This is a genomic window from Lysinibacillus sp. TE18511, assembly GCF_054062295.1.
Map to the genome: position 1 here is coordinate 103,881 of NZ_JBSSFD010000008.1, position 13,935 is coordinate 117,815.

13 protein-coding genes and 2 pseudogenes are annotated in these 13,935 nt (G+C 36.9%); 11 read left to right on the forward strand and 4 right to left on the reverse strand.

Annotated elements, in window-relative coordinates:
* Positions 1-217 precede the first annotated feature (217 nt).
* On the forward strand, positions 218-1,525 hold the full coding sequence (locus ACVWXS_RS08495; RefSeq protein ID WP_456957585.1) for a sensor histidine kinase: 1,308 nt from the start codon (positions 218-220) through the stop codon (positions 1,523-1,525).
* Positions 1,526-1,744: 219 nt separating this feature from the next.
* Positions 1,745-2,311, forward strand: a complete 567-nt coding sequence (locus ACVWXS_RS08500; RefSeq protein WP_456957587.1) for a histidine phosphatase family protein — start codon at positions 1,745-1,747, stop codon at positions 2,309-2,311.
* A 279-nt stretch (positions 2,312-2,590) separates the two neighbouring features.
* On the opposite strand, the gene ACVWXS_RS08505 is transcribed toward ACVWXS_RS08500, so the two are convergent.
* Complete coding sequence (locus ACVWXS_RS08505; RefSeq protein ID WP_456957589.1) at positions 2,591-3,217, reverse strand: hypothetical protein; 627 nt, start codon at positions 3,215-3,217, stop codon at positions 2,591-2,593.
* A 437-nt stretch (positions 3,218-3,654) separates the two neighbouring features.
* Here ACVWXS_RS08505 and ACVWXS_RS08510 point away from each other — a divergent pair, with 437 nt between their 5' ends.
* The 3 genes from ACVWXS_RS08510 to ACVWXS_RS08520 all read left to right on the forward strand — a co-directional run bounded on the left by ACVWXS_RS08510 (position 3,655) and on the right by ACVWXS_RS08520 (position 5,355).
* Positions 3,655-3,876, forward strand: coding sequence for a DUF2829 domain-containing protein (locus ACVWXS_RS08510; RefSeq protein ID WP_402984883.1), 222 nt, complete (start codon positions 3,655-3,657; stop codon positions 3,874-3,876).
* A gap of 60 nt (positions 3,877-3,936) precedes the next feature.
* Positions 3,937-4,692, forward strand: coding sequence for a 3-oxoacyl-ACP reductase (locus ACVWXS_RS08515; protein WP_456957591.1), 756 nt, complete (start codon positions 3,937-3,939; stop codon positions 4,690-4,692).
* 153 nt (positions 4,693-4,845) lie between these two features.
* On the forward strand, positions 4,846-5,355 hold the full coding sequence (locus ACVWXS_RS08520; RefSeq protein ID WP_456957593.1) for a QueT transporter family protein: 510 nt from the start codon (positions 4,846-4,848) through the stop codon (positions 5,353-5,355).
* 56 nt (positions 5,356-5,411) lie between these two features.
* Here ACVWXS_RS08520 and ACVWXS_RS08525 read toward each other — a convergent pair whose 3' ends face one another.
* Positions 5,412-6,755, reverse strand: coding sequence for a TldD/PmbA family protein (locus ACVWXS_RS08525; RefSeq protein WP_456957595.1), 1,344 nt, complete (start codon positions 6,753-6,755; stop codon positions 5,412-5,414).
* Between the two features lie 3 nt (positions 6,756-6,758).
* Positions 6,759-8,147: a TldD/PmbA family protein gene (locus ACVWXS_RS08530; RefSeq protein ID WP_402989561.1), complete on the reverse strand. Its 1,389-nt coding sequence runs from the start codon at positions 8,145-8,147 to the stop codon at positions 6,759-6,761.
* 218 nt (positions 8,148-8,365) lie between these two features.
* Between ACVWXS_RS08530 and ACVWXS_RS08535 the strand changes: the two genes are divergently transcribed.
* The 6 genes and pseudogenes from ACVWXS_RS08535 to ACVWXS_RS08560 all read left to right on the forward strand — a co-directional run bounded on the left by ACVWXS_RS08535 (position 8,366) and on the right by ACVWXS_RS08560 (position 13,146).
* Positions 8,366-8,593: a transcriptional regulator SplA domain-containing protein gene (locus tag ACVWXS_RS08535; RefSeq protein ID WP_368637901.1), complete on the forward strand. Its 228-nt coding sequence runs from the start codon at positions 8,366-8,368 to the stop codon at positions 8,591-8,593.
* A 195-nt stretch (positions 8,594-8,788) separates the two neighbouring features.
* Positions 8,789-9,724 (forward strand): arginine deiminase family protein, encoded by a 936-nt coding sequence (locus tag ACVWXS_RS08540; RefSeq protein WP_456957598.1) that lies wholly within the window; start codon positions 8,789-8,791, stop codon positions 9,722-9,724.
* Between the two features lie 16 nt (positions 9,725-9,740).
* Positions 9,741-10,391, forward strand: a pseudogene (locus ACVWXS_RS08545) (amino acid permease); the annotation flags it as partial.
* A 642-nt stretch (positions 10,392-11,033) separates the two neighbouring features.
* A pseudogene (locus tag ACVWXS_RS08550) lies at positions 11,034-11,150 on the forward strand (IS607 family transposase); the annotation flags it as partial.
* On the forward strand, positions 11,113-12,264 hold the full coding sequence (locus ACVWXS_RS08555) for an RNA-guided endonuclease InsQ/TnpB family protein (RefSeq protein ID WP_456957600.1): 1,152 nt from the start codon (positions 11,113-11,115) through the stop codon (positions 12,262-12,264). The pseudogene ACVWXS_RS08550 and the gene ACVWXS_RS08555, both read left to right, overlap by 38 nt.
* Positions 12,265-12,474: 210 nt before the next feature.
* A complete protein-coding gene (locus tag ACVWXS_RS08560; protein WP_456957602.1) occupies positions 12,475-13,146 on the forward strand; it encodes a hypothetical protein in 672 nt (223 codons plus the stop codon).
* Here the strand turns inward: ACVWXS_RS08560 and ACVWXS_RS08565 are convergent.
* A complete protein-coding gene (locus ACVWXS_RS08565; RefSeq protein WP_456957604.1) occupies positions 13,143-13,910 on the reverse strand; it encodes a YqcI/YcgG family protein in 768 nt (255 codons plus the stop codon). The two genes, ACVWXS_RS08560 and ACVWXS_RS08565, sit on opposite strands and share 4 nt — an antisense overlap.
* Positions 13,911-13,935 lie beyond the last annotated feature (25 nt).

Below are 13,935 nucleotides of genomic sequence, written 5' to 3' on the forward strand. Positions count from 1 at the left end.
AACCACTAAGAAAATGGCTAAAAAAAACGAATCGAAACAACTATAAAAAATAAAGTTTACTATAGTATAATAGTATTGTTGGTTTGAATTGTTGCAATAGTAAAAAGTATGACAACATGTCATTTTCAGCTATCAATTTTTGTGTTTAATGCGAAAGTCAGCTCAAACTAAATGAATGCATCATTATATTTCTATAGATGAGGAAGTACCAGTTTGTATGAAAAACCGAAAAATAAAATTAATTTTAATATTATCAACGATCTTATTATTATTGTTTACTAGTTTAAATATCTATACATCTTATTTAAAAATGAAGAAGACAGTTGAAGAGTCGATAGCAAACCAAAGTTTGGAAGCGGCGATTTCTATTGCCTCTTCAATGGATGTCGAGGCGTACAAACAATTTTTAAATAACCCGCAAAAAAACGATTATTATTGGGAAATACGAGACTACTTAAATGATGCAAGAGAAAAAATTGGAGCATTATTTGTTTATACATTGGAGGTTGAAAATCCAAAGGTTTCTACAGCAATGATTATGGGGTTACCTCCCAATATGACGAACAGTTTCGATATTGGAGGAGTCTGTACGGTTCCTGAGTCGGAAGTACAAAAAGCTTATAGGGGAGAAACCTATGTAACGGAAGTAATACATGATTCTGTTCATGGTGCCTATGTATCTGTTGGTGCACCGATAGAGGATGATGGAGGAAATGTTATTGGATACCTAGGGATCGATATAAGTGCAGATAAACTGAATGGCATTAAAGGGAAAGTGATAGAGGATAATCTTTTTACCTTGATTTTTAATGGTGTTTTTATTCTAATCGTTATTGGTTCTTTTTTATTTTTACAAAGATGGTATCAAAAAGAAGTGGCGAAGGAAGTTGGAGCAACAGAAGATACATACCAAGCAGAAATTAAAGCTTTAATTACTTCGGTGTCTTCTATAAGGCATGATTTCACAAATCATATACAAGTATTACATGGACTTCTTCAATTAGATAAACCTGAGCAAGCAAAACAATATTTATCTTCTCTTTCTAAAGAGGTTCAAGCTATTGAGTCACTTAAATTAGATATTGATCACCCAGGCTTATCAATATTGTTGCAAACGAAAAAACTAACAGCTCAAAATCATACTATCGATATGGATTTTACAATTTCGGATGATGCATTTAATAAAATTAAAACAACAGATTTAATTAAAATTTTGTCGAATTTAATTGATAATGCCATTGACGCGGCAATAGAATTACCAGAGTGTCAACGAAAAATAACGATTTACTGTAATGCAGATGAAACACAGTATGAGTTCAAAATTACAAATACTGGTCCTAATATTGGAAATGTCTCACAAATATTTAAGCAAGGATTTTCTACAAAGAAACCAGAAAATGAAAAAATTAGAGGGCAAGGCTTATTTATTGTGAATGAAATTGTCAATAAATACAACGGACAAATTTCTATCGACTCATCAAAACATTTAGAGACAACAGTAATCGTAAACATTCCGATAAAGTAAATTTCTAAGCTTCCTACAAAAAATTGTAGGAAGCTTTTTTATCTTTATCGATCGAAGTCCGCTACCGGCGAAGTAAAGGGATTTACTGGATAATATAGCTGTTCTACCTGTGAAGTACTGGTTCACAATACGAAAAGTTGTTGCGACTTTCACTTTTACATTTTTTGAGCAATTCATGTCATATAGTACTAATAATTAGAATGGGATTATTGGGAGGAGATGAAGGATTTGGATAAAATCCTTGATTTATTGAAAAAAGGTGGATATATTTTGTATGCAAGGCATGGAGAAGCAACGGTCGGTGTAGATCAGCCATATTTAAATTTTCAAGATTGTTTTACTCAAAGAAATTTGTCTGAAGTCGGGCGAAGAGGGGCAATTTACTTTGGACAAATGCTACGCTATTTCCAAATTCCGATTAGTTCACCAATTGTCGTAAGTCCTTTTTGTCGCACACTTGAAACGGCACAGCTCGCATTTCCTTATGCGTATGTAAGAATGGATCCCTTCTGGTATGAGATCTATAAATTGGGTGGGAAAATCTCTATCAATGAACAAACGAAAATATTATCAAATTTGCAATCCGTGTTAGAAAGAAAGCCGCCACAAGGAATGAATCAAGTAATTATTGCCCATAGCTTTCCTGAAGGTGTTGGATTAGGGAAAATTTCAAACATGGGAATGGTTATTGTTAAGCCAAAAGGTCCTGGAAAGGGCTATGAAATAGTAAAAAAATTAAATTTAGAAGATTTAGCGCATTTAGATAGTGGCTCAAGTCAAAGCTGAATGAGGTGAAAAAAATTAACACAGTCTTACAGTGTATAGATAGAGGAAACTTTGAAAACTTGGATGGAATTTGTTAATTATGATATTGGCGACTAACGAAAAGCGAGATATTACATCGAGCTTTCACAAATGAAAAGCGGGGGAAGATGTAACTAAGCTGGATGAGCGTTATCACTAGGAGATTGAATCGCCCAATACTGAACTGTGCGTACGGTGGTGGGAAAGTCTTCTACTCGATTTTGTTTTCACAAAAAAAGCCACTAATGTGACTTCATTTTATTATTTATTTACTTCAATAGTATGAGTAACGTCTTCACCTTGCTGATCAAAATTAGAATTCGTAGGAGCACTCACACGAATTTCAATATTTTTTAAATCCTCAACCTTGGAATTTTTTAAAACATATACATTATAGCCTTCATGTTTTACTTTCCCAAGATAGTTACCCTCTATATGTTCAGATAAAATCATATCAGGCTCTAATTGTTCTTTTGTATTTGTTATAATCACGGCTTGCCCAAGATAAAAATTCATATCTTCAGTAGATGTATTTTCACCACTCATAGAAATAGTTAAAGCATCTACTTCTTCTCCTACAGCTACATCAAATAAATTAGCGGCTTCTTCAGTTTTGGGTTTAATTTTCTTTAATTGAACAGCTTCGATATTGTAGAGTATCGGTCCAGATTGTCCACTGATGCCTACTTCTTTGTTAGTATAAGTATTAATGGCTTTTAAATTTGCATTCTCTTGTACGTCATCTTTTTTCGATGAATCATTAGTTTTATCTGTTGACACAGATTTTTGTGTTTCCTCTTTTGGCTGTTCTTTTTTGGCGGCATCATCTCCACAACCAGCCAATCCTAAACTTAATACGAATGCTGCACTAAAAATTAATTTTTTCATTTTATAATTCCTCCTATATATATTTCCATTTTAGGTAATATGAAGTAAAAAGTATATACAAAAAACAGATAATTGTGATTTGTTCTGTTAAATTAGTACCTGTCCTAAATATTCAATGGCAATGCTACTGGCAAAGTAATAAACAAGGAGAAGCTGAAATTTGTTAAAACGAGAAAAATGAAACGATTGGAGAATGGCAACGTAGAAGATCGTCCACACTTTATCGTAAGCATCACAGTTATCTTTTTAGTAAGCAATTCAGCCCTCAAGCAATTTGATGGTCAATGGGGCTAACAGTGGCGATGGAGCAGCTGCAAATGAAGAAAAAAATAGATTCCTACATGCTAAAAAGAAATTTAAGCTATATAATTATTTTTTTTATAGTAAAATTATTATGGATAGTTGCTAAGTATTTGATAAAAAAGGATGAGTGTTATATGAAGTTTGAAGAAATATTACCACGCTTAAAAGCAGGAGAAAAAGTAATTCGTAAAGGTTGGGGCGGCGCAGAATTATATGTGAAGCTTGTTGGGCAAAGCGAGCATGATGGTGAAACTTTAAATCCGTATTTTTTAATTAATGTACGTGGTGAGGGCTACACAATGTTTACACCAACAGTCTGTGATTTGTTAGCGGAAGATTGGATCATTGTCAATTAATCCAAAGAGAAGCCATCTCAAATGAGGTGGCTTCTTGTTTATTTTTTGAGGAGAGATGTTATGAAGTTTGAAGAATATAAAGGTAAGACGGTATTTGTAACGGGGGCTGCTTCAGGTATTGGACAGGCTCAAGCTAGTGCATTTTTAGAGAATGGAGCAAACGTATTCGGTTTTGATTTGGATGAGCAAGGGTTAATAACACTACATCAGCAATATCCTCATCATTTTGCATATAGGGTAGGTAGTGTATGTAATAGGAACGATGTTGAGCAAGCGTTTGAAGCCGTAGTTTCAATATTTAAGCAAGTAGATATTTTATTAAATACTGCAGGCATTTTAGATGGCTTTGCAAAGACGCTTGATACAGATGAAGCGCTTTGGGATAAAATCATGAATACGAATGTAAAGGGCACTTTTTATGTGACGAATACGGTATTACCTCATATGGTAAAACGAAAATCAGGCATAATCGTCAATATGGCATCTATTGCAGGGCTTGTGGCTGGTGGTGGTGGAGCTGCATACACAGCGTCCAAACATGCAATTGTTGGCTATACGAAGCAAGTAGATTTAGATTACTGTCGGGAAGGGATTCGTGCCAATGCCATCGCACCAGGAGCCATTCAAACACCGATGAACAAGGCTGACTTTGAAGGAGACGGGGAAATGGCGAAATGGGTAGCAAATGAAACGCCTGCAGGTCGCTGGGCCCAACCAAGTGAAGTGGCGAATCTCACACTTTATTTAGCTAGTCAATCGGCTGATTATATACATGGTGCAATTATACCGTTTGATGGTGGCTGGCTAACAAAATAAGATTGTTCATTATTAAATTCTTCTGCTATAATACGCAAGTAAGCAAAAAATTAGCTTGCACTACGGCACTTCAGATAGGGCGAAATGCTCTCTTCCTTTGGTCGTAGTTATGACTAAAATAGCGGATGTGCTATTTTACAAAGGAGAATAAAATTGAATACATCTATTGTAAAAGATTCAAGCCGTACTTCTGTAACTGAACTAACAAAGACGGCACTTGTTGCAGCTTTATATGTGGCTGTAACTGTTTTATTGTCAATTATTAGTTTTGGGGCAGTACAGCTACGTTTGTCAGAGATGTTCAACTATTTGGCATTGTACAACAAGCGCTATGTAGTAGCTGTGACATTAGGAGTAGTACTTGCAAATTTCATGTCACCAACATGGATGTTAGATGTACCTATTGGTGGTATTGCGACATTTCTTGTATTAATTCTTTGCCGAAGAGTAACGAAAAATATAACGAATGATATTATGAAAATGGTTATAACTGCATTGATTTTTGCTGTATCAATGTTCACTGTTGCAGGACAATTAACAATCCTCTATGATCTTCCGTTTTGGGCAACTTGGTTTACGGTTGGGGTTGGGGAATTGCTGTCAATGACTGTTGGTGGTGTGACTATTTATTTATTAAATAAAAAAATCGATTTATCGAAATAATTTAAATGCAAAAAAAGCAAGTCACCTTGTAATAAAAGGGGACTTGCTTTTTTACATTATTCAACTGTTACAGATAGTTCCTTCACAAGGAGGGATGAGGAGCCATACCCATTTGGCAGGAAGTAAAGCTCTGAGCTAGTTTCTTCGATATTGTTTAAGAAATCAAAGAAGTTTCCGGCTATTGTCATTTGCTTCACAGGTGAGGCAATTTTGCCATCTTGAATATGGAATCCTTGTGCCGCGACAGAAAAATCGCCAGAAATCGTATTCGTGCCGGAGTGAAGTCCAGATAATTCAGTAATAAGTACGCCTTCAGATAGCGAGGCAATTAACGCCTCCTGTGATCGCTTACCTGGTGAAATATATAAATTTTGGGGTGCGATTGATAAAGTGTCCTTGTAAGAATCTTTATGTGCATGCCCACTCGTTTCGCAGCCCTCCTTCTTTGCCGTTTTTCTGTTATGCAATAGTGTTTGCAGTGTTCCATCTAAAATTACTGTCTGCTCTTTTGTTGCAACACCTTCACCATCAAAGCTTGCTCCAGACAAAGCTTCAGGGTGGAATGGGGCATTAAGCAATGTAAAAGTATCTGACGCCACTTTTTGCCCAACTTTGCCTTTTAACAAAGACTGGTTCTTTTGTGCATTCTCAGCTGACAGTACAGGCATAAAAGTACTTAGTAAAGAAGCAGTCGCATCAGAACGTAAGATGATTGGATATTTTCCGGATGGAATCGACTTTTCACCTAGATTCGCAAGTGCTTCCTCAGCGGCTGCTTTTGCAATTTCATCTGCATTGAGAGAATGAAAATCACGTGTCATTTTTAAATAACTACCCGTTTTCAGTTCCTCGCCTTCTTTGACAACTGTGGACAGGAAGATAACTAAGCCATTCTCCTTATGTGATAAGGAAAGGTCTTTACTATTCGCTAATGAACGTTCAGTACCATATTCTTGAAGAAAACAGTAATCAAGCGTTACAATGCGCGAATCGTACGCACGAATTTTTTGTTCTATTAAACGAAGTAGCTCTATTTTTTCAGGAATTCCGATCGTCTCTAATTCTTCATTGTAAAATTCATAGGACGTGTATTCATTACTGCCTTCAAAAATATCTATGCCCTCATCCTCATCTAGAACATCTGCATTTGTTTTTGCACTGTTGATTAAAAAGGAAATTGAATCATCGTCTAATTTTTCCGTATAAGCATAACCCATTTTTCCGTTATACAGCCCACGTAGACTTAGACCCGCATCCTCAGACGTTTCGTAGCTATCAATCTGTCCTTCGTAAAGCATGCACTGGAAAGAATTTTTTCGTTCATAATAAACTTCAGCCTCTTTAAAACCAGCTTCTATCGCATTGTTTAGTAGTTTTTCCTGGTATTCAGCAATGTTCATAAATTATTCCCCCTTCGTTCCTCCAACTGTCATTTCACTAACACGGATCATCGGTTGGCCAACATTGACAGGAAGACTACCACTAATTGATCCACACATACCTGCACCATGCGCAAGATTATTTCCAACACGATCAACGAGCTGCAATGTTTTTGCCCCGTTGCCTATAAGTGTTGCACCACGTACAGGACGATCGATTTTTCCATCCTTAACAATATAAGCTTCCATAACCGCAAAGTTATAGTCACCAGTCGAAGGATTTACTTGACCGCCACCCATATATTTTGCATAAATACCATATTCGGTAGATGCAATAATTTCTTCAGGTGTAGAACTGCCTGGAGCGATATATGTGTTTGTCATTCGGGATGTTGGATTGAAGCGATAGGATTGGCGACGAGAAGAGCCGGTTGGTTCAGCATTCATACGGCGCGCATTAAATTTATCAATCAAGTAGCCTTTTAAAATACCATTTTCAATTAAGATGTTTTTTCGTGTTTTTTCCCCTTCATCATCAATGTTAAGGGAACCCCATTCGTTTGGAAGTGTGCCATCATCAATATATGTAACAATTTCAGGGGCAACTTTTTCACCAATACGATTTGCAAAAACGGAATTGTTTTTCGCGACGGCTGTTGCTTCAAGACCATGACCACATGCCTCGTGAAATATAACACCACCAAATTCATTATCAATGATGACTGGGAATTTACCGCTAGGACATTCATCGGCATGAAGCATAGTGACTGCAATACGTGCAGCTTCACCAGCATAGTGCTCCAGATCTAGATTTTCGATAAATTCAAAGCCTGCATGTGCACCAGGACCATAGAAGCCCGTTTGCATTTCTTTGCCCTCGGAGGCGGTTGCCTGGATGGCAAGTCGACTATGAATGCGCGTATCTTCTACAAACTTCCCTTCTGAGTTGGCGATTAAAATATGCTGCTCTTCGTCAAGATATCTTACTTTAACTTGATTGATGCGTTCATCATAATTTCTAGCAATGTCATTAGCCTGTCGCATGATTGTTGCTTTTCTAGCATGCTCCACACTGTTTGGTAGAATGATAATGTTATGAATTGGCGTAATAATGTCTTTTTTCAGTGGTTGGATCGTTCCGGTAGCACCTCCGTTAATGGCAAGTGCTGCTCGTTTTGCTGCTGCCAGTAAGCCTTCCTCTGAAAAATCGTTTGTGTACGTGTAGATGCTTTGAAGACCAGAAAAAATGCGTATACCAATGCCAAAATCACGTCCTGAAATACTTTGTTCAATTTTTCCGCTTTGCAATGCTAATTCATTGACAAACTTATCCTCGATGAAAATTTCCGAAAAATCGCCACCTGTCGAAAGGGCAGCTTCAAGTACATTTTCAATAACTGATTGTTTAATCATATTTCTCCCTCCTTTTCTTGAGTATACCAAATAATTAAAAAATTCTGCATTTGTGAAGTGTATCACATGATATATATATTCTATTTGTGACATTTTATGTTAGGGGGTGTTGTTAGAAGGGGAATATTTTCAATAAAAATCTACTTAAGAATCAAAAATTAATTATATTTAACATCTTCTTACACCAAACTAGTGGAAAGGCATAGGAAGGTGATGGAATGAAGCAACAGCAATATAGTGCAGGGGATATTGTTTATATTTTTTATCGACATCCGTCAATAGAGGAAGTAGCAAACATACAGAAGGTTACAGTAGTGAACAATCCGGATCATCCTCAGGAGTTGGCGCTATTCCTCTTTGAGACGTATTACCCGCTAACAAACGATATGTTAATATTTACTAGCGAAATGGATGCTGAGCAAGCTTATCATCAGTATTTTCATTGAAGGTGGAAGAAGAGGATATTAAGGAGCACTTGTACAGCTATATGCAAAAAAAAATTTCCCTAAAAACAAAACATGAATTTTTCCTTAAAGGCACATCTTTTAGAAAGGTGTGTTTTACTTTTTTAGGTGCTGTATAATCCCATACTCGCTGGTAACGCTAACAGAGAAAAGTAATCCAAGGAGGGGAGAAACATTATGTACTCATTTCAACCGAATTGTTGGTCGGAGCATGATGAACTTAAAGTTGTTATGCTTTGTGCACCTTCAAAATTAGATGTACCAGATTTAACAACAGCTGAAAATGTAGGATGGAGTGCAACTGTCAATCATGTAAAAGCAATGGAGAATTTCATGGAATTTAAGACAGCCCTAGAAAAAGAGGGTGTCCATGTTATTGATTATTCGAAGGAGCTAACAAATGAAGAGAATACAGTAAGTGAGCAGCTTATTAATCGGTACTTTGTGCGCGATCTTGCCTGTGTTATAGGAAATAGTATTTTCCTTGGAGAGGCAGGTAGTTCGCTAAGGCGTCCAGAGTATCCACATGCGCACTCATTATTAGAAAAGTGGTTTCCAGAAAAAAATTTAAAAGTTCAACAACCTTCTACTGCTTTAGAATGTGGGGACGTGCTCATTTTAAATAAGGATGCTGTACTTATTAATATTGGGATGAGAACAACGTTAGAGGCTGTGGAGAGTATCAAGGATCGTATCTTCCAAGAAGAATTTTCGGAAATTGCAATCATTGATTTGCCAAGACGCTCCGATACACTTCATTTAGATATGAATTGTAATGTAACGAACGCTAATCTGCTAATAGCTAAAAACTTTATGCGTTATTTTCCTGTACACGTCTTCACAGCTCAAACTAGTCGTTTTGAAATGACCGAGCAATTTTTAAATCGCCATGGTTTCGACGTTTACTGGCTTGAAAAATATAATACAATCCCTGATATCAATTTTATTAATCTTAATCCCGAGACACTGTTGATTAGTAAGCGAGCAACGAAGCAACACTGGACGAGGCATCCATTATTGCAAAAAAAGAATTTGATAGAAGTTGATGTCACAGAGCTTGAAAAAGGCGGTGGTGGCATTCGTTGTATGACATTGCCATTGTTAAGAAAGTAAAGGAGGGTTAATCAAAATGACATCTAAAACAAGTAAAGGGAAGTTGTCTTGGTGGCAGCTTTCGCTTCTTGGTATAGGTTGTACACTTGGAACAGGATTTTTTCTTGGGACTAGTATGGCCATTCATAAAAGTGGTCCTGCTGTTGTAATCCCCTTCTTGTTAGCAGCGATTTGTACCTACATTGTTTATGATGCACTTGTTAAAATGTCTGTTGCTAACCCTGATAAAGGCTCATTCCGTACCTATGCAAAGCAAGCTTTTGGAAGATGGGCAGGATTTAGTAATGGTTGGGTTTACTTGATTTCTGAAATGCTTATTATGGGGAGTCAATTGATGGCACTTGGTATTTTTACAAAGCTTTGGGTCCCAACGCTTCCATTATGGGTGGCTGCGTCCATTTATGCTGCACTTGGGTTAGTCGTTATTCTTACTGGTATGAAGGGCTTTGAAAACTTTCAAAATATCTTTGGTGCGTTAAAGACAGCGGCGGTTGTGATGTTTATTGTAGTGGCGGTTGTGTTAATTATAAAAGGGATCAACACGGATTCAGCAACGCTTGATTCTTTGCATGCAAATTATGAAGAATTTTTCTCTCAAGGTGTTAAAGGAATTTGGCTTGGTTTGCTATATGCTTTTTATGCATTTGGTGGAATTGAGGTAATGGGTAACTAAACTGTTACGACAAATTTAGACAAAACTATACAAACCTGTATAGAAGTATAGATTTATAACAGAATACCCTTCGTATCAAGCGATTGGTGCGAACTCCACGTTAATTGCTTTTAACTCCTAAAGCCTTGTGACCAAAGCGGAGCTGGAAACGGCAGACGTAACGGTGCGAAAGCAAAAAAAACAACAAGGATGGCATAAGCTGAAAAAAATTACTCAGTGTCCGTAAAGGATCATCGTGACAACGGAAAACGGTGGCGCTAAGTGCTTTGGCAATGGATGTTTAGCAGCGAACTCCTAAATCTCTAATGAGACAAGGAAGACGTTCAACGACTATCTCCTTGAGGGAGAGTAAAACCGCAAGCGAATGGCGGAAGAAAAATGTGGCTCTTATCAGAAGATAAGATGAAGATATAGTCTGCGCTTATGTGAAAGCATAAGAGGTCTACTCGTGAGAGAAAGACTGCATTAAGGGTTGCGCCATAATGTGAACAAGAAAAATATATACAAATATAAAAATGTTAACAACCTCTCTAAATAGGGTAAAGTGATTTTATCATAGCGAAAGAGAGGTGGTACACATGGAATTAATGTCCATTGGGAAATTTGCTAAACGTGTTGGGGTAAATGTTGTCACTTATTGTCACGGTCTTTGCACATAGATTATACGGTCAACGGTCGAAGAAAACTAAACGATTGATTGACGAGGTGAAAAACAATGATCCTGGCGACAAAGATCAGACTAAAACCAACTAAAGAACAAGAGGTTTTGTTTTGGAAGTCTGCGGGGACTGCGAGATGGGCTTACAATTATTTCTTGGCTGAAAGCGAACGTATTTATAACAACGAGAAGCGAACAGTCAAAGAGAGCGATGTTCGTAAGAAAATCAATAATGAACTGAAACCAACAACACATAAATGGCTAAAGGAAGTCGGAAGCAATGTGATGAAACAGGCGGTGAAAGATGCCGATATTGCTAGAAAGCGTTGGTTCGAAGGCTTGACTGAAAAGCCAAGGTTCAAAAGCAGACGAAGAAGTAAAGTTAGTTTTTATGTAAATTATGAAAGTTTAAAACGAACAGGTGAAGGTTTTAGAGGTGAAAAGATTGGCATTGTAAAAACTTGCAATGCACTTCCTAAGCTTAAAAAAGGTCATAAATATTCGAATCCACGCATTTCATTTGACGGACGAAATTGGTTCTTATCCATTGGATTTGAGCAAGAATTTGAGCCATATGATTTGACCGACGAAAGTTTAGGAATTGATGTGGGTATCGAAAAATTGGCAGTTTGTTCTGATGGTGAGTTCAAAAAGAACATGAACAAAACTGAAGAAGTCAAACGATTAGAGCGAAAGTTGAAGCGAGAACAACGACAACTAGCTCGTAAGCTTGAAGCCAATACGAAAGCGTATACTAAAAAACGAAAGCCAATCTATAAAATACCTTTAAAGAATATGAAAAATATTCAAAAACAAAACACTGAAATTCGTAATTTATATAAGCGACTTAACGACATCCGAACAAATCATTTACATCAGTGTTCTAATGAGATCGTGAAAACCAAGCCATCTCGTATTGTAATGGAACATTTAAATGTAAAAGGTATGATGAAAAACAAACATCTGGCGAAGGCGGTAGCCGGGCAGAAGTTATATGAATTCAAACGGCAAATTCAATACAAATGTGAAAAGTATGGAATTGAACTTGTTGAAGCCGACAGATGGTTTCCATCATCAAAAACTTGTTCTTCTTGTGGACAAATCAAATCAGATTTGAGACTGAAAGACAGATTATTTATCTGCTCTTGCGGATTAAAGATGGATAGAGATTTGAACGCAAGCATTAACTTAGCAAATTATTCAATCTAAGAAGCTTAACTGAAACTAAGCCTTAGATGTGTACGTAACGATACTGCGGAATTTAAGCCTTTGGAGAGTCATACCAAATGGCAGTAGCCTCGGCGAAACCAGACTCGGTGAATAAGGAAGACACAAAACGAAAGTCAAAAGATATAAGTTGTGTCACAGTAGAGATGTCTACATTTTTTTAGAAATGTATATGTTTTTCGTATCGGGTTAATGGTCATTGATTTAAAAAATCCTCAAGAAGCATCGAAAGCTGGAAAAGTGATGCTTATGGTCATAACGATCATTTTCTTAATGGCTATTATGCTTGCCTTGATGCTTGTCTCTTGGAAGGATTTTAATATTGAGGAAAGCCCATTTATTACAGCCCTTCGTGATTATCACATTCCTTTTGTTGCAGATATTTTTAATGGCATTTTAATTATTGCCGGTTTTTCAACAATGGTAGCCTCTTTGTACGCAGTCGTAACGATTCTCATTACACTTGCAGAGGATCATGATGCCCCAGCTGCACTGGCTAAAAAGGGAAAAATGAAGGTTCCATTTCCTGCTTTGCTCTTTCTAGCCAGTGGTTTAATCATTACAATTGTTATTGGTTTCCTCATGCCAGAAAAGATTTTTGAATATTTGATGACAGCTGCAGGTCTCATGCTTATTTATAACTGGCTCTTTATATTAGTAACATATGCGAAGCTAATGGAGCTAACGAAGTGGGATCATGTAAAAAATGGTATCGGGATGTTGCTCATTGGTGTGACAGTGTCTGGAACGTTAGGGGAAAAAACTAGTAGACTCGGATTTTTCGTGAGCCTGCTTTTTATCGTCATAATAGGAATTGCCACTTGGATTGTGATGAAAAGGCAAAAACACGATAAACATGTTTAATGTTCTTCGTTGTGTGATGAAAACAGAGAATTTTGCATACGTAGAAATGGACATTTCGATGGACTACCGTGATCATCGCTTAGAAAATATTGCTTCCATTCATAACTATCTTCTTGCCCATACCATTTTAAATCAGGATGAGCTGGAATGGCATCATATTCAGAGATGCGTTGACGAATTAGTTTTTTTAATTTTCGACCAAATACAGTAGAGTCATTGATTTCTTCAAATATCCAGCGGGGCTGAAATGCCATTAACAAAGTAGAAAAATGACGGCTCTTTCGCGATTTATGGGCTGGCGTTGCACAAGAGATAAAATAAGGTTGACCGTTAAAACAAAATTCCCAATCATGATGAGATGGATCAGTTGGAATTTCCACTGGCCAATCGCAATCATCAAATTTAGTTAAATTGTTTAAAACCAACCAAAACAAATTTCTATAATCCTCAACATCGAAGTTTTCCAGCATATCGTCAGGGGTTTTAAAGAAAATGGCGTGGGTTGTATATTTTCCAAATGTTTGCGAGCATTTTCCGTATTCCTTTAAGCATTGTGCTAACGTCTTTATCGATTGCTCCTCCCGTGGATCTTCGATAAAACTATAACGAAGATGGTTTGATAAAAAACCTGTTCTAGCTGGGATACAGGGGAAAGTATTTACTTCATCTTCAACTGTGGCAGCGAAGTCTTTATATGCTGACTGTTGCCATAATGGAAGTGTTTCAAAATGTTCTTCTATCCACTTCTTGTCTACTACTTCCATTTGAGTCTCCTCCTTCTATACATAT